Genomic DNA, 23,374 nt, shown 5'->3' on the forward strand with positions numbered 1-23,374 from the left:
GCTAATCACCTTTATCATTCAAATATTCATGAATCTGTGTTTGGGTTATTGATGCCATATTCTTACCTTGATAAAACCCACTGTACCACTCTATCGTTTTCTCAATGGCCAGTTCAATTTCCCACTTAGATTGCCAATTTAAAATACTGCGTGACTTAGATGTATCTAACTTAAGAAAATGAGCTTCGTGTGGAGCATTAATTTGAGGTTCACTTTTGACATATGCACCATCTCCCCAGTTTTTTGCTAGCTGTTGCGCTACCCATTCAACAGTTTTTGCATCGGTTTCTGCTGGACCAAAATTCCAAGCGTAAGAAGTTTCATCAGGATTCCCATCACGACTCAAAAGGTAATTGATCAGTTCTAAGTAACCAGATAAAGGTTCCAAAACATGTTGCCACGGACGGATAGCACTCGGATTTCGAATACTTGCTATCTGTTGTAAACTGAAAGCTTGAACTAGATCTGGCACTAATCGATCTTCAGACCAATCACCACCACCAATAACGTTTCCCGCTCTTGCTGAAGCCACGATCACTCCAGATTGACTTAAATAAGAATTACGGTAACAACTGGTAACTAACTCTGAACATGCTTTGCTACTACTGTAAGGATCTAATCCACCAAGGGAATCACTTTCTCGATATCCCCAATGCCATTCCCTGTTTTGATAGCACTTATCGGAAGTTACATTGAGGACACATTTAACACTCTCTGTTAATCGTATTGCTTCAAAAACATTAATAAGACCCATTACATTAGTGCTATAAGTTTCAACAGGATGGTCATAACTATGACGAACTAATGCTTGCGCTGCCATGTGAATGACAATCTCAGGTTGATGATCGATTAACACTCTTTTTATAGTATCAAAGTCTCGGATGTCACCAATAATAGACTCAATATTCGCATTGATATTTAACAAGGTAAACATATTAGGCTGGGTTAAAGGGGCAAGAGAGAAACCAATGACTTCTGCACCATAATGTTTAAGCAGACAACAAAGCCAACTCCCCTTAAACCCAGTATGTCCTGTGATTAAGATTTTTTTTCCCTTAAAAAATTGCTGATTTGTTACCATATCTTCCACGGTGCCTGATTATTCTGCCACATTTCCTGAAGGTATTTCTGATCTCTAAGTGTGTCCATGGGTTGCCAGAAACCATTATGTTTAAACACTGCGAGATTATTTTCCTCTGCAAGCATTTGTACAGGTCCCTCTTCCCAACTAGTGTTATCACCCTCAATATAATTTAATACTTCAGGAGATAAAACAAAAAAACCACCATTAATCAGAGAACTATCATCCTTTGGTTTTTCTTTAAAGGTCGTTACAAGGTCACCAGAAATATTGAGCGCTCCAAAACGGCCTGGGGCTTGAGTTGCAGTTAAAGTCGCTTTCACTTTTTTAGCCATATGAAAATCAATTACATTCTGGATATTAACATCGCAGAGCCCATCACCATATGTAAAACAAAAAGCTGATTCTCCTTCAATATATTCGGCTACTCGTTTTAATCGTCCTCCAGTCATAGTCTCTTGACCTGTATCGACTAAGGTTACCCTCCAAGGCTCAACCATCTGATGATGTACTTCCATCTTATTATTTCGCATATCAAAGGTCACATCGGACATATGAAGAAAATAATTTGCAAAATACTCTTTAATTACATATCCCTTGTACCCACAACAAATTATAAAGTCATTAATACCATAAGCGGAATATAGCTTCATTATATGCCATAAAATCGGTTTACCACCAATTTCAATCATCGGTTTTGGTTTGAACAAAGTTTCTTCAGAAATACGTGTTCCATATCCACCAGCCAAAATAACCGCTTTCATAACTTAATTCCTTATTTCACTAACCTAATTTTGACAAGGCTTATGTATATTAACTTCTTTTGTAAAGTCGTAATTCTGAATGAAATTTATCAATTGTTTGAAAACCAAAAGGTAATACGTTTGTGGCAATAAGCTCGTACTCAGGTAGGAATTTATCATAATCATCTCCCAAGATAGGCACTTTAACACCAACATGAGAGTGGTCTTTTGCGACCTGTTTTCCTTCGCGAAGATTACGCAATAGCACGTATTTACTTTTTAACCGTGTTACATGTTGCAGATAATTTTGTACTATTTCAGGCTCCATTTCTTGGAAGGAGATAAAATTCACAAAAAGATCAATTTCGCCAGTGAGTTCAGGTAACTGCCAAGGACACATGACTACGGCACTAAACTCAGTACGTAGTGTATCAATATTCAAATCTGGGTAAATTTGTAACTGGGCATAATCTGCCACAAGATGTGCACCCAATACCTGTTTTAAATAATAACTGGAAAAGAGACAGGTCGGAGGAATATCTACGTTTATATAAAAAGTCTCATTTCTGCTATCACTTAGTAGAATCTCACCGAGTGAACCGAAACCACCACCGATTTCTAAGACAGTTTTGACCGAAATATCTTGTATATGTTGCTTAAGAAAATTTAATCCTAGTAGATAATTTAAACTAGAGCGACTATAAAAATGTCCATCAAACTCAAACTGTTCTAATGGGTTACCTACATGGCTTTCACTGAAATTTTGTGTAAACGGGGCACGTAACTGCTCACTCGCTTTATACACTCGATAGTCACTTTTAGCATGAGTTTCACCCGATAAAAACTCCGTCATTGACATCATGGCGCGCCGGTCATTTTGAAGGGCGCTATCACAAACAGTTAACATATTTTGATAACGTTCTGGCTGTAAAACCCAGCCATGAAATAAATATGTTGGAACGAAATAGCCTAGGGCGCTATTTAGCGTTCGAAAATTTTCAATCCCGTAATCGGCTAGATCCTGCTGCAAGCTCTTTGCACCATGTTGCCAGAAGTGACTTGGCTGATAACTGGGATCCGCATTACGCATGTCTGATATCATGGCGTTAACTTGCTCTTTCCACATATATTTATTATTCCTTATCGGGTCCAACATTTTCACTGCGTTTTTTTGGGATACAATACAGCACAGTTTCCAATAACATATCACCATAGACTCTAATGTACATGTCATAGTCTGGAACCATATCGTTGATCATCAAAGGAATATCCCATAAATCGCTAGGATTGTGATAGAGACAAATTGCCAAAACAGGGCGATATGTTTGAATAATATTCTTTGCCCCTAAAAGAGCCGCCTTTTCAGCCCCTTCTATGTCCATTTTGATAAAGTTGGGTGATCCTCCAAAAACCACATCATCGAGTGCCACACAACTCACCAAATTATCTTGTGATCCCGTGGTTCCGGTTAATCGGCTTGAAGTACTGTGTTCAGCATCAAAAGCTAACAAACAGCACTTACTCCATACGCCAGCAGGGTAAATAAATACTCGCCCCTGATGTTCAAACCCCAAGGCTTTAACTCTACAGTTTAATTTATATAGATTACTGGGGTCAGGCTCAAAACTAGCGCAGTATTCCACCGGTAGTGCATGTAATTGCGCAGCGGTAAATAATGAGGTTAACGTATCGCCATTGTATGCACCCGCATCAATAAAACGCAGTGCTGACAAATGGTTAAAAACAGGTATATCTTCAGCAAAATATTGAATATGAGGATCGGGGATTGGATAATCTTCAACTCGATGATGTTGACGAAAACGAACTATTTGATCTAATAATTGCCGACTCTTATCATCAAATAACAGACCCCTTACTTTTGCCAATTGCTCGAGTTCCACCATTTCATCAATCACGGCTGAATACCAAAGACTGTGGGGAATTAATTGTTGGATAATAGCAGGACAAGCAAAAATGGACTCTGTAAAGTCATATACTCTAGTAAAGCCCTGTGCCACAAGTTCAGACTTGATACGTCGACTTAATAACCCTACTGATATATATATTTCGGCGTCTTTGTTCTCGATATCTTCTTGGCGTATTATCGGCAAGTCATATAGATGAGTCTGTTGACTATAGGCATCAATAAAACCATCAAGTGTGATCGATGACAATTGAAAACTTTGGAAAAAAATTCCACCTTGAATGCCTGCACCAAAAATATACCTTTCACTCATTAGCCTTTCCTCCCGTACAACATCGTTTCAAGTACGGCTGTCCAACCATTATTTAAGGAATTATACTGTTCCCTCAACAATTTCTTAGACACTTTTCCCGTTGCCGTTAATGGCAATTTTTCTGGGAAAAAATATTTTAGAGGACGCTGAAAAGGCGCTAATGAACGGTTCGTTAAGGCTCGAAGCTGAGGCTCTAAACGATCTGCATTTTTTACAATACAGATGGCGACGATAACTTCACCTAGCAACTGATCATCTACACCGATAACAGCCACTTCTAACACTCTTTCATGCGTGGAGAGTACAGCCTCAATATCCTTCGGATATATATTGATCCCCCCCGAAATAATAACGTCTTTTTTGCGACCAACGTAAGTTAAAAAACCTTCGCTATCGAGTTTACCGAGATCGCCAGTTAGAAAATAATCTCCATGCCACGCAGCCAATGTTAATTCAGGTTTATGGTAATAACCGCTAAACGCTAGTGGAGACCTTACTGCTATTTCCCCAACCTCATTGATCCCACAGACGCATAGATTTGAATTGAGTATTTGAACATCGATCGCTTCACATGGGTAGCCGACAGTATTAAATTTAAATTTTGCATCACAGGGGGCTAAATTGGTTGCGACGGCAATTTCTGTCGCGCCATAAATTTCGTGAAAATCACAGCCAATTGCGTCAAAAATTTTCTCTTTAAAAGCCGCATCTATAGGAGCTGATGACGTCACTATAGTTTTCAGTGACTTTAATGCTATCGCGTTATCGAGTAGTTCATCTTTTAAGGCATACAGGTGCGACGAGACACTGATCACAAAACTCACCGCATGTTGCTCAACTAACACTAACCACTGTTTTGGCGTAAAGGGGGCCAATCTCACTAAAGTGGCTCCCAATAATAAGGGTACAAAACTAAGTCGCTGACCTAAAGAATGAAAAAATGGTGAAGCACATAGCACTACATCGTCAGACGTTAAATGATACAGATCCCAAGTCTGTTGCGCTCTTGCAAGTTTGACACTTTGTGACACCACAATAGGTTTAGGATCACCGGTTGAGCCAGATGAAAGGGTGATCAAAAAGTCGTTATCTATGGCTTCTTGGACCAACGAGCTAAGCGCTTCTGACGCATGGCAATCATCTTGAGTAAATTCAATATTATTAGCGTAAGTATTGTGATTGGCAGGAATATTCCCCGTAGGTATCGCCAATGCATCAGTGGCTATAATACCAAACGGCAAGGCTAAAGAATGCACTTTTGCGCTAACACTACGATCGTAAACCACAAGATTAACATCTGTCGCGTTCCATCCGGCCAACAACTGTGGTGCCAGCATTTGAGCATTCGAAGGTATACATGCACCATCTAATTTTGCTATCGCAACAGAGACAGTAAAAGAATGTAATAGAGAGTCAGTTAACAGCGCTACTCGCGGTCTTTGAGTTTGGCAAATCAGTACAATCTGCTTGCACCATAATTCAATGAGTGACAACAGCTGGCCATAGGTATAACACTCATCGCCATCGATCAACGCAGTTTTATCATGAAACTGCTGGGCAACCAGCCTAAATCTCTCATATAAGCAAGACATCAGTCTCTACCCGCAATTTTATTCACCACCACTTGCGCTAAATTACCTATGACTTGGAGCTCAGACTCTGCGAGTTCACTTGGCGCGAACTTAATCTCGTATTGACTTTCTAATGTCATGATAAGACTCAAAATAGCAAATGAGTCTAAGTAGCCAGTTGAAACAAAATTGCAATTTTCATCAATAATCTGACTGTCATCTTCTAAATGTTGCCGCACATAATCGATGATAAAATTTGTCACGTCATTTATTGTCATTACTACTCACCCATTTTTAAATGAAACATTTCAGACTATTGAATAACATCCCAGCTTAATCTGTCGCCAGCGATGAGATCTTTACCCGCTTTGCGCCCCAAAATTAGTGACTTATATTGTGGGTCAAGACCGAAACCTGGCCGCACAGATTTAACATTCAGCTCAGTAAAAATATCGCCCTGCTGCATCGGTGCCGAAATATACAGTGAGCGTCGTCCATTTCGATTCTTATTCGCACCGGGCGTTAAGCTGTAATCTACTTTGCCAACCGCCAATTCCGCTCGACGGATCTCTGCCAGCATCGTTTGAAATTCAGCGACTGTGAGTGAAAAGAAGCTATCGACAGTTTCTTCTCCATCATCTAATTTTATATGTTTTTCAATTACATTTGCGCCTAACGCAACAGCTGCAATCGATACGCCTATACCAACTGTATGGTCCGAAAGTCCTGCAGGACATTGGAATGTGTCTTTTAAATGCTGTATCGTTTTTAGGTTAACTTCTGCTGGAGGTGTGGGATAAGCTGTTGTGCATTTGAGTAAAATTATTTGCTCACAACCGTGTTGCTTAAGACAAGTTACCGCGCGGCAAATATCTTCTAAGCTTGCCAGCCCAGTAGAGACTATGACTGGCTTACCTGTCTTGGCGACTTTTTCTAGCAATGCTAGATCGACAATTTCGGGAGACGCTATTTTATAAGCCTTTACAGCAAATTTTTCTAGCTCGTCGACTGACGTCTCGTCGAAGACAGAACCAAATAACTCAACCCCAAGTTTCGCGGCCTCGGCAAATAATTCAGGAAGCCATTCCCAAGGAGTATGAGCATATTCATATAATTCATAAAGGTTTTTATAAGCTGCCCATGCGTTATCCATTGGGATAGCAAAATCACCATGATCCACATTTAGCGTAATAGTATCAGGACGATATACTTGCAGTTTAATGGCATCGGCCCCCGCATCGGCAGCGGCTTTAAGTAAGGCGACTGCTTTACGGATATCTCCGCCATGATTTCCCGATAACTCAGCAATCACATAACAGGGCTCTTCACCACCAATCGCGCGCTCACCAATATTAATCTTCATTTGCACATAACCTTTAATTTATCTCAACCCATGTCTCAGTTTTATTTGACTGTACAGCAGCGTCTAACATAACGAGACCATCATGGGCATGCTGCCAACCAAATACATAAGGCGACTGAAATTGCCCCTTTTTACGGAACATAACTAGTGCATCGGCAATATCGTTATAAAGATTAGCAAAAGCTTCAACAAAGCCAGCGGGATGTCCAGGTTTAAAGCGTTCGCGGACTTCCTCTTTAAAATGACAATTGCCTCTATCATAGGTCATCCGCACAGAGTCTTTACCGTAGATATGCAGACGCTCCGGCTCCTCCTGATACCACTCTGCACTCGCCTGTTCACCAAATAATCTGACTCTAAGCCCATTACGATGGCCTAAAGCTGTCTTACTAACCCAATAGGAAGCCCGCATCCCCTTTTCAAATTTTGCCCACAAATAGGCGTCATCGACTATGCCATCAAAAATCGAGAAATGATGAAAATCGGCATTTACGCTCAAGGGAATTTGTCCAGTAATAAACTCACTCAGATGCTGCACATGCACGGCAAGATCTAATAAAATCGTAGGGATTGCACCATCCACCAAACGCCAAGCTTGAGGATGCATTTTTTCTGGTGCTTGAATAAAACCATCTGAGTGAAACTCAATTTGGATCTGTTTAAGCTCCCCAAAAGTGCCTTTTTGTACATGCCTGCGTAACACTCGCACCATAGGATAACCGCTGTAGTTAAAGGTCACAGCGAGGAATCCTTTAGTCTCATCGAGGGCTTTTTGGATCGCTATCGATTGCTGTAAATCCGCCGCCATCGCTTTTTCACATATAACAGCGACTCCTGCTTGCAGCAAGGCACATACGACATCAACGTGACTTGGTGTTGGAGTTAGCACGACAACGGCATCGAGCAACGCCGCCTCTTTGGCAATATATTGCTGCCAATCGGAATACACACGATCTTCAGGAAGATGCCATGTCGCGCCCGTTTTTAAACTGGTATCTATATCGCGGGAAAAGCATCCAGAAACTAATTGCCAACGCCCGTCCAACTGACTAGCTGCACCATGGGCGTAACCCACGGCCGAAGTATAAGAACCGCCAATAAATCCCAACTTCAACGGTTGTGGGGTTACTTCCATCGCGATCATTTTGCCACCACCTGTATATTGTGTAGCTGCGGATCTGGCTTAGTCGTCCGAGTTACAAAGAAAAACTGACTATAATGTGCATCAGCAAATACCGTGCCAATGGCTGAAGCATAGGGATGCGTTTCGTCTATTGTCTCAAAGCCAAGATAATCATTCATCAGCTTCACATACTTGTTCTCACGATGAATAACCGCAATCCAAGGAATACCAGAATACTTTTTATCACAATGAGTTAACTGCCAATTAAGTGCAAGTAGCGCATCTTGGAATCCCGTGTCATCGTCACAAACAAACCAACCGCCGATTAAAAAATGTAGTTGTGCAACTTGTCTCACTTGATGCCAAATATACAAGCAAGCTTGTCCGTTTTTTGACAGTAAATAAGACTCACGTTGTGTGTTGAACCACCATGCATAGTGCGCTAAACGCGGAATGGGCTGCACATTAATCATATTTTGCGCATTAGCTACTAAGTTACGGCTATCAAGGTAATGATTAATATCTCGATCGCTAACAGGACGTAAACTATGATGTTTCGAGAGGATCAACTCAACACACGGTGCAGAATGTTTCACTTTCTCCTCAGGTGTTAATTCGCCCATCATGGCTTTGACGACTCTTTGGGCCCCTAGCCCATCTAAATGAAATCGAGATGAATTAAGTAAACCTTGGACTCGGCCATTATGCCTTATAACCGCATCCACAAATTCAGGAAGACAAGCAACATCTTGCTCACACCATTGGTCAACATGGAAGAAGTGGCCGATATCTTCTAACTGCTCTATTGGCGTGACTTGGTTTTCTGCCGTTGAAAAGGTCAATGCTGGTTTATTGAGCGCAAGCAATTGATATAAAATTCCGCCTGCTGCACCTATATATAAATCGCACGCCTTTAGATGAGGGTACAATTCTTTAATACCAATGAGCGGCTCAACCCAAGGAGTGTCCGCACATTCAGCGATAAAAGTTAGAGAGTCATCAAACAGGGGCCCAAGGATAACCTGAATCTTTATCTGATTTCGTTTCGCTAAAGGTTCTAAATTCTCTATTAACTTGCGAATAGTAACAATATCTCCGCCACCACCAAGACCTACTAAGAGAGTATAAGGCAGTTCTGCAGGCTGCGAATGTATAACGGCTTGTTGATAATGTTCAGATAACAGCACAAACTCTGGGCCAAGTAAGGCCATACAGTGTGAAGGTAATTTACCTTGGTAAAAAAGAGACGTATTGTCCCCACGCCAACGTACATCTAACAAGATGTCACACTCATGGGGGCGACAAAGATCATCAATAGACAATACTTGATAGCCATGTGCTTTAATCAATAACTCCCAATCTCGACCCAAATAATAGTCATCCACGACAACCCAGTCTGCGTAAAAGTTATTCGCTACGCTCAGAAATAACGCAGCATCATGTGACTCATCTTGGTAAGTTGGCGATACTAAATTGAGTGAAATATAATCGAGTCCTTCAACAAATGCGGATAACTCCTGCTCGACAGCTCCCAATACCAAAAGGCATTTATGACCTTGTTGAATCAATTCTCTTGCAAGCACAGCACAACGGACTAAGTGACCAATCCCGATCCCCTGCCCAGCATTTACTCTAAAAACGATCCTCTTCATCTTAGGCACTTTGCTTGAGCATCACTTGATATAGTGCCTCGGCTCTTGCCCAATCTTCTGGAGTGTCAATATCTTGAACTTGGTGGCGAGGTAATGGATAAGGTATAGAATCACTCGAAAACATCCCCTTACTCTCCAAGAAGCCTTCTGTCGTGCCCCAATAGAACTGACCTGCATCGTGGTAAGCTTTTTCAAGATCTTGAGAGCGAGTATTAAAATACTCTGGTTGAAACATCTCAACATCTCCGTTAGTCGTTATTTTAAAGGCACGTTGAATTGAAGAGGGAAATTCTGTTACGCCAAAGCAAAACTTTTTATGCTTGTTTTGCTTTAATGTCGCAAATGCGTCTTTTAATATTTCCGCTCGAATAAAGGGGGCCGTGGCATACATAACGCAAGCAAACGAAGGCTTAGAGTTAGACTCTATTAACCAGTTAAGCGCATGCGTCACCACCACACCTGTCGTCGCAAAATCATCGGCTAATGCTAAGGGACGGACAAAGGGAACTTCAGCACCATATTGCAGCGCAACCGCGGCAATTTCATCATCGTCAGTTGATACTATAACACGATCGAAACAACCGCTAATTAATGCAGCTTCAATTGTATAAGCAATAATGGGTTTACCATTAAATGCCTTAATATTTTTTCTCGGTATACGTTTACTGCCACCACGGGCGGGAATTATTGCCACGTTCACTACAATAATCCTTTTAATGTTTCAGTAATAAAAACTAACTGTTCGTCCCTAAGATCGGGATAAAGCGGCAAGGTTAAACAATGGCGATAAAACTGCTCAGCTTGAGGGAAATCATGCTCAGCAAAACCTAGATTTAAATAATACGGCTGTAAATGCACAGGAAAATAGTGAACATGTACACAAATACCTGCCGCTCTCATCGCATCAAAAACCACTTTACGGGCAATATTCTCAGGCAATAAAATCATCATAAGATGATAAGCACTAAGTGTATTATCTAACGGAGAGACAAATTCAACCCCAGTGTCTTTCAATAGGAAATGATATCGACGAGCTAATTGATTACGTTTAGCTACAAACTCATCTAGACGCGTAATTTGGCTATTTCCTAACGCAGCTTGTAAGTCCGTCATACGATAATTGAAGCCCAAAAAATGCTGCTCATAATACCAATCCCCTTCATCAGGTCTTAGCATCATCTCTTTATCCCGTGTCACACCGTGGCTGCGATAAAAAACCATTGCCTTAGCAAGTTCTGCACAATTAGTTGTAGCGACACCTCCTTCAGCAGTAGTGATAATTTTAACAGGATGAAAACTAAATACCGTAATGTCACTATACTGACACTGACCAATATATTGATCCTGATATTGCCCACCTATAGCATGTGAGGCATCTTCTATAACCCTTACACCATACTGCTTTGCAAGCGCTCCTATCACATCCATGTTGCAACTATGGCCACATAAATGAACGGGTATTATAACCTTAGGAAGACAACCTTGCTTTTTGGCTTCTTGTAGTTTGTTAGCGAGAGCAATTGCACACATGTTACCAGTGAGGGGATCAACATCAACAAAATCAACCTTCGCACCACAATAGAGAGCACAATTAGCTGATGCTACAAAAGTGATCGGAGAAGTCCAAACGATATCTTGTTGTAAAACACCCAGTGCTAAACAGGCCACATGTAACATAGAGGTCGCACTGTTACCCGCTACGGCATACTCTGCCCGAGTTACAGTTGCAACTGCCGATTCGAACATAGGCACCTGGGAACCTTGGGTCAGATAGTCAGAAGTCAAAACAGCCGTAACTGCATCAATGTCTGATTGACTTATTGATTGATGTCCATAAGGAATCATTATGCTTCCTCATCGAGTAACTTTATTTGCTCAATTGATAAGAAATGAGGATTATTACCCGAATGATACTCAAATCCTTGTTCGACTAAGGTGCCTGTTTCACCTAACATATTAGTAGAATAGTTATTATTCTTACCAAAAAATGAAATGCTCGGTGTAATAACAAAATGGTCATCGAACTCAAGTGTATGATGCGAATCATCCCCAGGACACATAATTTCATGCATTTTCTCACCTGGGCGTATACCTACAATTTCACGCTTTAATCCTGCACCATAGGCATCAGCTAAGTCAGTGATGCGAACAGACGGAATTTTAGGGACAAAAATCTCACCACCTTGCATCCGGGAAAAATTCTTAAGCACAAAGTCCACCCCATCTTGCAAGGTAATCCAAAAGCGAGTCATATCGGGATGAGTGATAGGTAAAGAAACGGCACCGTTATTCACTAATGATTTGAAAAAAGGTACTACTGAACCACGAGAACCAACAACATTACCGTATCGCACCACTGAAAACCGGGTATTACCTTCACCCACAATATTATTTCCAGCAACAAACAATTTGTCAGAAGCCAACTTAGTCGCTCCATATAAATTGATCGGATTCGCAGCTTTATCTGTTGATAATGCAATTACCCGCCTGACCTTATTCGCGATTGCTGCTTTGATCACATTCTCAGCACCATGAATGTTGGTTTTAATACACTCCATAGGATTGTACTCGGCGGCAGGTACTTGTTTTAACGCAGCGGCATGAATCACGTAATCAACATCTTTCAACGCCTGGACAAGTCTATCAGCATCACGTACATCACCTATGAAATAACGCATACAAGACGCGTTATAAACTTGCTGCATTTCGTATTGTTTTAGCTCATCACGTGAAAAAATAATCAACCGTTTTGGTTTATATTTCGCCAATATCATTTTGGTATATTTTTGACCAAAAGAACCTGTTCCACCTGTTATGAGAATCGATTTATTGTCAAACATATACGCTCCGAATGATCACTGTAGTGCCAACACTATCTGACTAGGTATATCACAACCTACTAAGGTTGGAACATTAGTTATAAAGCAAAAAACATACAAAATTCACTGACGGTAAGGCCAAAACGATGATTACCATAGGTAAAAACATGAAAGCTACTAAACCACAACCATGCATAAATTTATATAATTTTAGTAACTTAATTTGAATTGTCGACCGTTTTTAGAATTTTTACGACAATCTATTCCAAACTGTGGTTTTAATCATCAATATGACTACAGTAAAAGTCTAATCCAGAGCAATTTGACTTATTTCCCTAAATTAGCAAAATCATCAAAAGCAAAAAACGAGCGTTTTTTATACAAATTTTGATATTAAGTCCCAGAGATACAATAACTATTTGTGAGGCAATCGTGCTAAAGTTTACAAAATCAATTTGATTTCATTATGTTATCAGCATGAAAATATGCGAAAATTGTCCATACATACTCAATGTTTGCCAAAAATTTGACTCTAACGAGATAACAAGGTGCACAACAGATGATGACAGTAAACGAACCCATTCTCTCCGCTGTTTTCTCGGTTAGTCAATTCAATGAGTACTATCTACCGAGCATTAATCGCAACACCTTTGAGCAATGCGACTCGAAAACGCTATTTAATAATAGGTATAAGGCCGAGTTTTCCCATAAAGATACCCTACACATAGTCATAGGTCTGGATTCTGGTTTACTTGCTAACTATGTCATGGAGCTAGCTATTCCCGATGGCAGTAAATTTATTTTTGTAGACTTTAATGCAGTACTGAACTTACTAACAATTGAAGTCCCAGACGAACTATCTGAATCAATTGAAATATGTTCGCCTGAGATGTTTGATGCATTATTAAAAGAAACTCGTAATAATATTTTTATTGCTAAAAATCAATTTAAAGTTCATCGTTCAATTGCAGTTTCAGGGAACTACATTGATGAATATGCACAATTAAATTATTTCGTTGAAAAAAAAATAGAACACGAGCACTTCGAAAGCAATATCGGATTTTCCCAGAAAATATTTATTAAAAAGCAACTAATTAATTTAAGTGAAACTCTTCAGCCCGCATCCATACTAAAACAAAAATTCATGGGTAAAACCTGCATAGTTTTAGGCGGAGGCCCTTCTTTAGATGAGCATATCGACTGGATAAAAAGCCATCGAGAACAGTTAGTTATTTTCGCTGTATCGAGAGTAGCGTATAAACTGACTATTGCAGGGATTCCTGTAGACATCATAGTTTCGGTCGACCCCCAAGATCATGCGTTGACAGTAAATAAAGAAATGATGGCCTTGTACGAAAACAGTCTATTTATTTGCTCATATCATGTTAGTCCACTATTACTCGGACAGTGGGCTGGCAGCGTGCTATACACAGGTCCACGAATACCTTGGGATTCTCGAGATAGCGATAATATTTTGCCAAAAGGCCCTACCGTAACTAATGCCGCTGTGCAAATTGCCGAAGAAATGGGATTTGAACAAATATTACTTTGTGGCTCTGATTTTTGTCATTCTCAGTCTGGTGCAACCCATGCAAAGAATACATTCGGTGCAGATATTGGCCCTAATTTAGGAGTCATGTTCGAGTGGGTAGAAACCTATTCAGGTGAAATGGCAGAAACTCCAATACAACTCCTTCAAGCCATGCAATCTTTACAAGAAGAAGTGATTTGTTACCATGCAAAGTGTATCAATTTATCAGCAAACGCTGCAAGAATTGAGGGTATACAACAGCTTTCACCAGAACAACTGGTGCTAGCAACAATTACACCTGAAGATAGAGCTATACTTCAACCAAGTAAGCACAAACTATCTATCGAACAAAGACGTAAGCTATTAGCAAATACCCTAACTGATCTCTCTTTAACCTCAAACACTTTTAATGCCTTAATAAAATTGCTCAAAAAGGCCCTGCATTATTCAAATACCATGCTAAAAATAGAGGGTACCACACACACCGTTGTTGAACTACACAGAAAAATAGACAAGATTGAAAAAACACTCAATCAAAAATACCACCATTTTGGAAGCTTAATTAAATTTTACGGCTACTACGAATTCTCACATTTCCTATCGACAAAACAGAGCGAACATTGGTCACAATTAGATCTCAGTACAAATAATAACATTTACTATAAGGCATATTTAAACATAGCCACTGAACTTAGCGTCTTAATCAATGATGCCGCATCCAGAGTGGAAATAAGATTAGCTGAACTCACTGTGCCAACAGATATACCGGCGATTGCTAGACAGTGGCGGCAGGATAATCAGCTAGGCCGAGCATTAATTTGGAAACAAAACTATATGCCCGACCATCAGAAGTTGAATGATGCAGATATAGCTCTACTCGACGAGATTGAACAAGAATACTTACAATATCTTAGCCAACAGAGTCACAGTACTAGTGCAAAAGAGGCTACTGTCAATAATGTGGAAGATGCATTTAAAAAGCTGGCGATCTTAATGCAAAATCAGCACTTACTCGGGATCTGCAAAATGATTCAATACATCAGTCCATTTATCACAGATAACCCAGAGTTAACCCGTTTATATTATTTAGCCTCGAGTTACCAATTTTTACTTCTGCACGAAGAGTCCGCAGCACTAGAGTCTATACTTAATATCTCAGAAGAGTATCGTACGGAAACTGAACTAAAACAAATTATATTACTCTCTCTGAAGCTCAAGGATATTACGCTGGCTGAAAACACTTATAGTAAAATTATTGTATTTAGTGACGATTACTTACCTCACTATGCTCAGATACTTAAGCTTCAAGGTAAGTACCAACAAGCGTTAGACTATTATCTAAACTATTTAGAAAAATACCCAACTGATATTCCGGTGCTTCTCAAATTTGGGCTTTTTTGGAAGGATATAGGCCAACCCGAACAAGCCGTGAGCGTATTAACAGAAATATTAACATTAGATCCGAACAACTTTGCAGCACAAACACATTTACAACAGCTCTACGGTAATTTAGAACTGAAGTCAAATTGACAAATTATGTAAGCTTAAGATCCACAAATCCGCTAACCTTAGGTATAATTGGGCATAATTAACTATGTAATAAAGAGCTAATGTGGCCAACACTTATATCCCGCTAGATCAATACCGCCGTAAGTGGATTTTCAACCACAAGGACTTGCCTGTCACTGACGAGGACAAGGCGCATATCCTGCCGTTAACAGATAAAAGTGCGATGGAAATCTGGAACCAATGGATTAGCAACAAGAGTAGTCGTGCGGAACAATTCACTAAGGGAGATTGGGCGGCGAAGGCTGATGCTTGGGTGGAAACAGATCATTGGCAGAGTGCTTGGGATAGTGAAGAGAGCAGTTTACCCGCCGTGTTAGCCGAGTTTATACAATGGCCAGATGAGACAACCGTCTATTTTTGCTATGAAAAATATCAGATTATTGAAACTCGTTGGGATGTGTTCGTCCGTAATTGGAAGTGTTTTCTCTTCTTCGACGACGGTCCAATTTTGATCTCACCAAAACAGAAACAAGCCGTGATGTTCGAACAGAGTGGACAGTACAAGCTGGGCACTCGCGGATAATTTATACCAGTTGCTTAACGCTGATAATTTACCCGCCAATAGTTTTACAGCAATACTTTTACGTCAGTATTTTAACGCGATGAGTCATCTTGTTGGCATGCTCATACTTAATGATGAGTATGCCATATTCGAAAGATACTTAAGCACAATTAGCCTATCTCTCCCCTCTTCTTTAGATTAACATCCATTTCCGATGCCGAGTATTTGAGAAGTTGGGGTCAACTTTCTGCTGTAAATACTCATAAAGCTTTACTTAAAACCCAATAATTAAAATAGAAAAATGAGGTGTATTATGAAGTTACTCTCCACTCTTACCCTAGCCAGCGCGCTGTTATTACCCCACACATTAATGGCCAAAGAAGTCTCAGGTGTGCAAGTCGCCGATACAGTGACATTAGATAGTCAAGCATTACAACTCAATGGCGCGGGGGTTCGCAGTAAGTTCTTTATGGATTTATATGTGGGCAGTCTGTATTTGCCAGCAGCCTTGAGTAACACGACTGCGGTTATCGATGCTCCAATTGCGGCAATCCGCCTTAATATTACCTCAGGCATGATCACCTCTGAAAAAATGCGCGATGCGATCACCGAAGGTTTTGAGCACGCAACGGCAGATAATACCGCCGATATTCAACCGCAAATCGATGCTTTTATGGCGCTGTTTAACGAAGAAATTAAAGAAGGCGACCAATTTACCTTAGTCGCCAATAAAGCCCGCGGCATGACGGCCTATAAAAATGGTCAGGAACAAGCCACCATCGAAGGTGAAATGTTCCGTCAAGCACTGTTAAAAATTTGGCTAGGTGACAAGCCAGCCCAGAAAAGCCTCAAAGAGGCCATGCTAGGCAAATAACTGACATTAACGTTAGAATTTGAATTCGATATCCAAGGCCGCAGCGCCTTGGCTATCCATATCAAGCGCAGCTTGGTCGGTCACTTCTAACTCACCATCAAAGTAATAACCGGCGTAAAGATTCACTGTTAATGCAGACGTTGCTCGCCAACCACCGCGCAGATAACTCACCCATTCGTTCGTTTCCACTACAGTGTCATCGTCTTCGATCAGGAATCGCTCAGTACGACGCGAACTACCAAAGCCGACATTCCAATCGGAATTAAATCGATAACTCAGCTCTAATCCTGCAGGACCACTAAAACCAGCTTGGAAAGGATTGGCGAGTGCCCAATGTTCATCTATCTGCCAGCGCATAGCGAGATAAGGCACAGTGCGAACTTCATCGATATCATTGAGATACGCGACGCCAAAGCCAATCATATTCCCCGAATCAAATGCATACATGGCAGACGCCACAATACCGTAACTCTGGGCTTCGCTGGCCGATGCAGTATCGGCGTAAGCATATTGGATCTGCGGCGCTAAAAAGAAGGCCCAATGTTTATCCATGCGATAATTTAACGACACTCCGGCACGGTAACGATTGATATGATCCCAATTCTGCCCGTCGGTACCAAACAGCGGGGCGACATTGTTAGCACCAGTGAGCGTGATATTGCGCCAATCATAATCCAGCCTGTCGTAACCCACACGAAAGCCCAAAGACCATTGCTGATTTAACGGAACATTCATCCCTGCACTCAGTAATAAACTGTCCCTTTGTAGCTCAGTATTACCATTGGCAACCTCGGCACTCTGGGTGCTGATCTGCGCGACACTTAATCTAAAAGGCTTGTATTCCTGCGAAGGTTTATCCGCTGCAATAGCGGCACAACTCATTAACGGCAACAGTAATACAGCGCTTTTCAGCAGGCGCAGTTTTGCGCTCGATGGTGAGAGTTCTCGATTAGCCACGTCAGCTCCTTGCATTTAAAATGATTAACAGATTTTTTGCGCATAATACGCGCTATCAAGCTAAAAGGTTCATGCTTTCAATGTTGAGATACAAAATGATACTTTTATATTGTGCAAGTTTTATTAAACCCGATGCGCCTTCAGGAACATGTCTGCACAACCCAAAATATACTCATTTCTATCGCTAACGAGTTCATCGGCCGCCAAGCCCAATTCTAATTTGAGTTTTAGCTCACCAAACAACATTAAACATAAACGCACCGCACTGTGGTGCGCATTACCGAAGCGGTATTGCCCTAGGGCCTCTACTGTCACTAAATAATCCGCCAATAATCCCACTATATGTTTCGGGCCCGCGTCGAAGAACAACTGCGACACTTCAGGATGGCTTTCGGATTGCGCCACACAGGCTTTGAATACCGTAATAGCTTCAGGGCTGACGATCATCTCCCCAAATTGCAGGGCAAATTGGGTTAATGCGGATTCCGGCTTAGTGGGATCACTTAACAAATCATCATTAAGATTATGGCCAACACATTTAGATTCAATTGCCGCAACAAATAATTCATCTTTACTGCCGTAATGGGAATAAACGGTTTGTTTCGACACGCCTGCAAGCTTGGCAACCTCATCCATACTGGTATGGGGAAACCCTTGACGACAAAATAAATCAATAGCAGCCACAAGCACTTGCTGACGTTTTTGTTCGCTACGGCTCAGAGGTAACTGCGTCTCAGAGGAATGCGTCATATCGACTCTCGAATAGGTAGACCTAATAAATTGGCATTAGTTAAGCACAAAATAGACTAGACAGTCTAGTTCCACACAACTAGACTAGCAAGTCTAGTTACATGGCATTAACGTTTAACTTACAGCGGAAGCACTTAAAATGGATCGAACTGCCCGACGTTCTTGGCGCACTATCAGCGTCTGCGTGTTTGCTTTAGTCACATTATCCGCCTGTCAAAAGGAAGTCACTGAACACGCCACGACAACCGTACTGCCCACAGTCACGAGCCAAGCGTTGATCCTGACCCCAAGCTATCAGCACGAGCAGACCTTCACGGGGACTATCCGTGCGGGCAACACGACTGGCGTCGGCTTTGAACTAGCAGGAAAGTTAAACGAACTACAGGCCGATTCCGGCATCAAAGTGAAGCAAGGTCAAATACTGGCAATTCTCGATACCCGACTACTCGAAGCCGAACGTCAAGAGATCCAAGCGAGTCTGGCGCAAACCCAAGCCGATGTTGATCTGGCCACCAGCACTCTAAAACGTAATCAAGAATTGAAAAAATCGGGTTATGTCTCTGAGCAGCTTTTAGATGAAAACCGCTCACAATTAAATAGCTTAGCCGCGGCGAAAAACCGCCTACTTGCCTCACAGTATGCCAATCAACTTAAGCTCGATAAATCCATCTTAGTGGCGCCTTTCGACGGCACCATCAGCCAAAGACTGCATAACTTAGGCGAAGTGGTTGCTGCGGGTAGCCCCATTTTCACCTTAGTGGGCAATATCAATCCTGAAGCCTACATTGGCGTACCTGTCGCGTTAGCGGAGCAGTTTCACGCCGGACAGCAAGTACAAGTCAGCGTGCAAGACCAAACCTTTACCGCCGAAATTGCCGGTATCAGCGCCGAAGTGAATCCCGTCAGTCGCACCCTACAACTTAGGATCAGCCTGCCCCAAGATGCCCGTGTGATTAACGGTGAAATTGCGTATCTGCATCAACAGCAGCAAATTGAGCAGGCTGGGTATTGGGTGCCAATTTCAGCGCTGACGGATGGCATTCGCGGATTATGGAATCTGTATGTCATCGCAAATGATGAACAGCAATCCATCATAGAGCGCCGAGATGTGGAAATTCTCTACACAACCCAAGACATGGCCTACATTCAAGGCGCGATTCAGCCCAATGAAATCTATGTCAGCCAAGGACTCCATAAGCTGGTCGTAGGCCAAGCCGTGTCTCCTATTGCCGCAGCCACGAGGTAGTTATGATTAAAGCCTTTGTTGAAAATGGCCGCTTAGTCAGCCTCGTTATTGCACTATTACTGGTCGCGGGCTTTGGCGCTATCTCGAGTCTGCCGCGCACTGAAGATCCACACATAACTAACCGTTTCGCCTCTGTGATCACCCCTTATCCCGGAGCTTCGGCTGAACGGGTCGAAGCATTAGTCACGGAAGTGCTCGAAAATCAGCTCAGACGCTTAGAAGAAATCAAGCTGATCCAATCGACCTCTCGGCCGGGGATTTCAGTCATACAGTTAGAATTAAAAGACACAGTCATGGAGACAGATCCCGTGTGGTCTCGGGCGCGGGATTTATTAGCCGATGCGAAAATCAATCTGCCCGAGGGCATACCATCCCCGACACTCGATGATCAAATTGGTTATGCCTATACCGCCATTTTAAGCTTAGTGTGGAATAGCAATACGCCCGTTCGAGTCGATATGCTCAACCGCTACGCGAAGGAATTACAGAGCAGGCTCAGGCTGTTATCGGGCACGGATTTTGTCAAACTCTACGGCGCGCCGACCGAAGAAATGCTAGTGCAGCTCGATGGCAACAAGATGAGCCAGTTACAACTCACTCCCGCTTCCATCGCCCATATTCTCAGCGGCGCCGACAGTAAAATTGCCGCGGGTGAAATTAATAACAGTGAATTTCGCGCCTTAGTCGAAGTCTCGGGCGAACTCGACTCATTAACACGCATTTGCCAAGTGCCACTTAAAATTGATAACCAAGGCCAAATTATTCGCCTTGGAGATATTGCCACTGTCACGCGCCAAGCCAAAACGCCCGCGGACAGCATAGCCTTAGTCGATGGTGAACAAGGCGTTTTTGTCGCCGCGCGCATGCTTAACAATAACCGTGTCGATCTCTGGCAAGCACAAGTGAATAGCGTCGTCGATGAACTTAATCGCGAAGTGCCCGCCAATATCCAGATCCAATGGCTATTCGAGCAAAACAGTTACACCAGCGATCGCCTTGGCGGACTCGTGGTAAACCTGCTGCAAGGATTTGTGATCATCTTGCTGGTATTGCTACTTACCCTAGGACTAAGAAACGCCATCATAGTGGCGATTTCATTGCCCCTTACAGCACTATTTACCTTGGCCTGCATGAAATATATCGGCCTGCCCATACATCAAATGTCGGTGACTGGACTCGTCGTCGCCCTTGGGATCATGGTGGATAATGCGATTGTGATTGTTGATGCCATCTCACAACGGCGCCAACAAGGGATGAGCCGCCTAGCCGCAGTGAGTGAAACCATACACCACCTTTGGTTACCCTTAGCGGGGTCCACGATTACCACGATTTTAGCCTTTGCGCCCATAGTGCTGATGCCCGGTGCCGCTGGGGAGTTTGTCGGCGGCATTGCCATGTCAGTGATGTTTGCGCTGCTGGGCTCTTACCTGATTTCCCACACGATAATTGCGGGACTCGCGGGACGATTTAGCCATGAAGGCAAACATGATGTCTGGTATCAACACGGGATCAACCTCCCGCGGGTGAGTCAATATTTTCAAACCAGCCTCAGAATCGCCCTTAAGCGCCCTATTCTCAGTGCGCTGCTTATTGGTATTACGCCAGTATTAGGTTTTTACGCCTCGGGCAAGATGACAGAGCAATTCTTTCCGCCATCGGACAGGGACATGTTCCAAATTGAAGTCTATCTTGCGCCCCATGTGAGTTTAGAAAACACCTTAAACCAAGTGCAACTGATGGATAAAAAGCTCCATGCCGTGAATGGGATAACCCAAGTCGATTGGGTGGTGGGCGGCAATACGCCCTCATTTTATTACAACCTGACGCAGCGCCAACAGGGCGCGACTAACTATGCGCAGGCCATGGTGAAAGTGACCGACTTTGAACGTGCCAATGAGCTGATCCCCGAATTACAACAGCAGTTCGACAGTGCTTTCCCCGAAGCACAAGTGCTAGTACGCAAACTCGAGCAAGGTCCGCCCTTTAATGCGCCGGTAGAGTTGATGATCTTCGGTCCGAATCTCGATACGTTGCGATCGCTGGGCGACGAAGTTCGCAATATCCTCGCGCAAACACCGGACGTGCTCCATACCCGAGCCACCTTAAGTGCCGGTGCGCCTAAGCTTTGGCTGCAAGTGAATGAAGATGCCAGCTTAATGAGTGGTTTAAGTCTGACGGATATCGCCAAGCAAATCCAAATGTCGACCACGGGCGTTATCGGTGGCAGCGTACTTGAGCAAACGGAGTCATTACCCGTTCGAGTGCGACTCGGTGATGGCAGTCGCGAACAAGTCACCCGCCTTTCAGAAATCCAATTAGTGACACCTTCGGGTGAGTCGGTCGCGCTCTCTGCCCTCGCCCACAACGAAGTACAAGTGAGTCGCGGCGCCATTCCAAGACGTAACGGCCAAAGGGTGAATACCATAGAAGCCTATATTGTCAGTGGCGTGTTACCCGCCCAGGTGCTGAACGATGTCAAAGATAAAGTGGCACAACTCGCGCTGCCATCGGGTTATCGCATTGAAATCGGGGGTGAAAGCGCAAAACGTAACGAAGCGGTCGGCAATTTGCTCTCCAATGTGATGTTAGTCGTCACCTTGTTATTGGCCACTGTGGTGTTGTCGTTCAACTCCTTCAGGCTCACGGCGATTATTTTATTGAGCGCGATACAATCGGCAGGGCTTGGCCTATTAGCCGTGTATGTGTTCGGCTATCCCTTTGGATTCCCGGTCATCATAGGTTTACTAGGCTTGATGGGACTGGCCATTAACGCTGCCATAGTGATCTTGGCTGAACTTGAGGATATGCCGAGTGCCAGACTCGGCGATATGGAAACCATAGTCTCAACCGTCAGCAGTTGTGGCCGCCATATCAGCTCGACAACCATCACCACAGTGGGCGGTTTTATCCCGCTTATCATTGCTGGCGGCGGATTTTGGCCTCCCTTTGCCATTGCTATCGCGGGCGGCACGCTGCTGACGACGTTGCTCTCTCTGGTTTGGGTACCGACTATGTATTTACTGTTGATGAAAACCCGTAAGGCGAACAATCAGTCCGCCATTCCTGCTTAAATCGCATCGTGGACTAGGTATTGATACAGTTTATCTTTAAGGTTTAACCGCTCTAATTTTAACGCTAAAAAGTGCTCATCGGCAGTGGGCACTTTTGTTAACTCCAATGCCCTGATTTTATTGTCGAGCTCATGGTAACGACTGGCCATGGTAGCAAAAGCGCTATTATTGGCTTTTAGATGCTTAATTTGATCAACAAAATCTGGAAACTCATAAACCAACGCATGATTCTCACCTAGCATATACACTTCCCCTATAATGGTTCTGACACTATGAACTCCATTC

At 42.7% G+C, this 23,374-nt stretch carries 20 protein-coding genes; 5 read left to right on the forward strand and 15 right to left on the reverse strand.

Annotation, left to right across the window (positions count from 1 at the left end):
- Position 1: 1 nt before the first annotated feature.
- From rfbG to pseB, 12 genes are read right to left on the reverse strand one after another with little or no spacing between them, the layout of a single operon-like run.
- Positions 2 to 1,081, reverse strand: coding sequence for a CDP-glucose 4,6-dehydratase (rfbG, locus tag Q4Q54_RS11650; RefSeq protein ID WP_263196119.1), 1,080 nt, complete (start codon positions 1,079 to 1,081; stop codon positions 2 to 4).
- The gene (rfbF, locus tag Q4Q54_RS11655) at positions 1,075 to 1,845 is read right to left on the reverse strand and encodes a glucose-1-phosphate cytidylyltransferase (RefSeq protein ID WP_263196077.1); all 771 of its coding nucleotides are present in this window, start codon (positions 1,843 to 1,845) and stop codon (positions 1,075 to 1,077) included. Before rfbF ends, rfbG begins: the two co-directional genes overlap by 7 nt.
- Positions 1,846 to 1,894: 49 nt before the next feature.
- Positions 1,895 to 2,950, reverse strand: coding sequence for a putative sugar O-methyltransferase (locus Q4Q54_RS11660; RefSeq protein ID WP_311897847.1), 1,056 nt, complete (start codon positions 2,948 to 2,950; stop codon positions 1,895 to 1,897).
- A gap of 7 nt (positions 2,951 to 2,957) precedes the next feature.
- Positions 2,958 to 4,061 carry an FkbM family methyltransferase gene (locus Q4Q54_RS11665; RefSeq protein ID WP_311988506.1) on the reverse strand — a complete coding sequence of 368 codons (1,104 nt, stop codon included), beginning with the start codon at positions 4,059 to 4,061 and terminating at the stop codon, positions 2,958 to 2,960.
- A complete protein-coding gene (locus Q4Q54_RS11670; protein WP_311988507.1) occupies positions 4,061 to 5,653 on the reverse strand; it encodes a class I adenylate-forming enzyme family protein in 1,593 nt (530 codons plus the stop codon). Before Q4Q54_RS11670 ends, Q4Q54_RS11665 begins: the two co-directional genes overlap by 1 nt.
- Positions 5,653 to 5,910 carry an acyl carrier protein gene (locus Q4Q54_RS11675; RefSeq protein ID WP_311890034.1) on the reverse strand — a complete coding sequence of 86 codons (258 nt, stop codon included), beginning with the start codon at positions 5,908 to 5,910 and terminating at the stop codon, positions 5,653 to 5,655. The genes Q4Q54_RS11670 and Q4Q54_RS11675 overlap by 1 nt, the downstream gene beginning before the upstream one ends.
- A 35-nt stretch (positions 5,911 to 5,945) precedes the next feature.
- The gene (gene pseI / locus Q4Q54_RS11680) at positions 5,946 to 6,995 is read right to left on the reverse strand and encodes a pseudaminic acid synthase (protein WP_311897852.1); all 1,050 of its coding nucleotides are present in this window, start codon (positions 6,993 to 6,995) and stop codon (positions 5,946 to 5,948) included.
- 13 nt (positions 6,996 to 7,008) lie between these two features.
- A complete protein-coding gene (locus tag Q4Q54_RS11685; RefSeq protein WP_311988508.1) occupies positions 7,009 to 8,139 on the reverse strand; it encodes a Gfo/Idh/MocA family oxidoreductase in 1,131 nt (376 codons plus the stop codon).
- Complete coding sequence (pseG, locus tag Q4Q54_RS11690; protein ID WP_311988509.1) at positions 8,136 to 9,770, reverse strand: UDP-2,4-diacetamido-2,4,6-trideoxy-beta-L-altropyranose hydrolase; 1,635 nt, start codon at positions 9,768 to 9,770, stop codon at positions 8,136 to 8,138. Before pseG ends, Q4Q54_RS11685 begins: the two co-directional genes overlap by 4 nt.
- A gap of 1 nt (position 9,771) precedes the next feature.
- Complete coding sequence (gene pseF, locus Q4Q54_RS11695) at positions 9,772 to 10,470, reverse strand: pseudaminic acid cytidylyltransferase (protein ID WP_311988510.1); 699 nt, start codon at positions 10,468 to 10,470, stop codon at positions 9,772 to 9,774.
- On the reverse strand, positions 10,470 to 11,615 hold the full coding sequence (gene pseC, locus Q4Q54_RS11700; protein ID WP_311988511.1) for a UDP-4-amino-4,6-dideoxy-N-acetyl-beta-L-altrosamine transaminase: 1,146 nt from the start codon (positions 11,613 to 11,615) through the stop codon (positions 10,470 to 10,472). Before pseC ends, pseF begins: the two co-directional genes overlap by 1 nt.
- Positions 11,615 to 12,610, reverse strand: coding sequence for a UDP-N-acetylglucosamine 4,6-dehydratase (inverting) (gene pseB / locus Q4Q54_RS11705; RefSeq protein WP_311890040.1), 996 nt, complete (start codon positions 12,608 to 12,610; stop codon positions 11,615 to 11,617). The genes pseC and pseB overlap by 1 nt, the downstream gene beginning before the upstream one ends.
- Before the next feature lie 538 nt (positions 12,611 to 13,148).
- On the opposite strand from pseB, the gene Q4Q54_RS11710 reads away from it, so the two are divergent.
- The 3 genes from Q4Q54_RS11710 (at position 13,149) to Q4Q54_RS11720 (ending at position 17,065) form a co-directional block, all read left to right on the forward strand.
- Positions 13,149 to 15,650, forward strand: coding sequence for a 6-hydroxymethylpterin diphosphokinase MptE-like protein (locus Q4Q54_RS11710; RefSeq protein ID WP_311988512.1), 2,502 nt, complete (start codon positions 13,149 to 13,151; stop codon positions 15,648 to 15,650).
- Positions 15,651 to 15,732: 82 nt separating this feature from the next.
- Entirely contained in the window at positions 15,733 to 16,212 is a 480-nt protein-coding gene (locus Q4Q54_RS11715; protein ID WP_311988513.1) for a DUF2947 domain-containing protein, read from the forward strand.
- 292 nt (positions 16,213 to 16,504) lie between these two features.
- Positions 16,505 to 17,065: a chalcone isomerase family protein gene (locus Q4Q54_RS11720; protein WP_311988514.1), complete on the forward strand. Its 561-nt coding sequence runs from the start codon at positions 16,505 to 16,507 to the stop codon at positions 17,063 to 17,065.
- A 12-nt stretch (positions 17,066 to 17,077) separates the two neighbouring features.
- Here Q4Q54_RS11720 and Q4Q54_RS11725 read toward each other — a convergent pair whose 3' ends face one another.
- Both Q4Q54_RS11725 and Q4Q54_RS11730 read right to left on the reverse strand, forming a co-directional pair.
- Positions 17,078 to 18,022: a DUF6268 family outer membrane beta-barrel protein gene (locus tag Q4Q54_RS11725; RefSeq protein ID WP_311988515.1), complete on the reverse strand. Its 945-nt coding sequence runs from the start codon at positions 18,020 to 18,022 to the stop codon at positions 17,078 to 17,080.
- A 123-nt stretch (positions 18,023 to 18,145) separates the two neighbouring features.
- Complete coding sequence (locus tag Q4Q54_RS11730) at positions 18,146 to 18,772, reverse strand: TetR/AcrR family transcriptional regulator (RefSeq protein WP_311988516.1); 627 nt, start codon at positions 18,770 to 18,772, stop codon at positions 18,146 to 18,148.
- Between the two features lie 139 nt (positions 18,773 to 18,911).
- On the opposite strand from Q4Q54_RS11730, the gene Q4Q54_RS11735 reads away from it, so the two are divergent.
- The gene (locus tag Q4Q54_RS11735) at positions 18,912 to 20,018 is read left to right on the forward strand and encodes an efflux RND transporter periplasmic adaptor subunit (protein WP_311988517.1); all 1,107 of its coding nucleotides are present in this window, start codon (positions 18,912 to 18,914) and stop codon (positions 20,016 to 20,018) included.
- 2 nt (positions 20,019 to 20,020) lie between these two features.
- The gene (locus Q4Q54_RS11740) at positions 20,021 to 23,089 is read left to right on the forward strand and encodes an efflux RND transporter permease subunit (RefSeq protein ID WP_311988518.1); all 3,069 of its coding nucleotides are present in this window, start codon (positions 20,021 to 20,023) and stop codon (positions 23,087 to 23,089) included.
- On the opposite strand, the gene Q4Q54_RS11745 is transcribed toward Q4Q54_RS11740, so the two are convergent.
- Positions 23,086 to 23,331, reverse strand: coding sequence for a YdcH family protein (locus Q4Q54_RS11745; protein ID WP_107948475.1), 246 nt, complete (start codon positions 23,329 to 23,331; stop codon positions 23,086 to 23,088). The two genes, Q4Q54_RS11740 and Q4Q54_RS11745, sit on opposite strands and share 4 nt — an antisense overlap.
- Between the last annotated feature and the right edge of the window lie 43 nt (positions 23,332 to 23,374).

It is taken from the genome of Shewanella sp. SP2S2-4 (assembly GCF_031932025.1).
Taxonomy (GTDB): domain Bacteria; phylum Pseudomonadota; class Gammaproteobacteria; order Enterobacterales; family Shewanellaceae; genus Shewanella; species Shewanella baltica.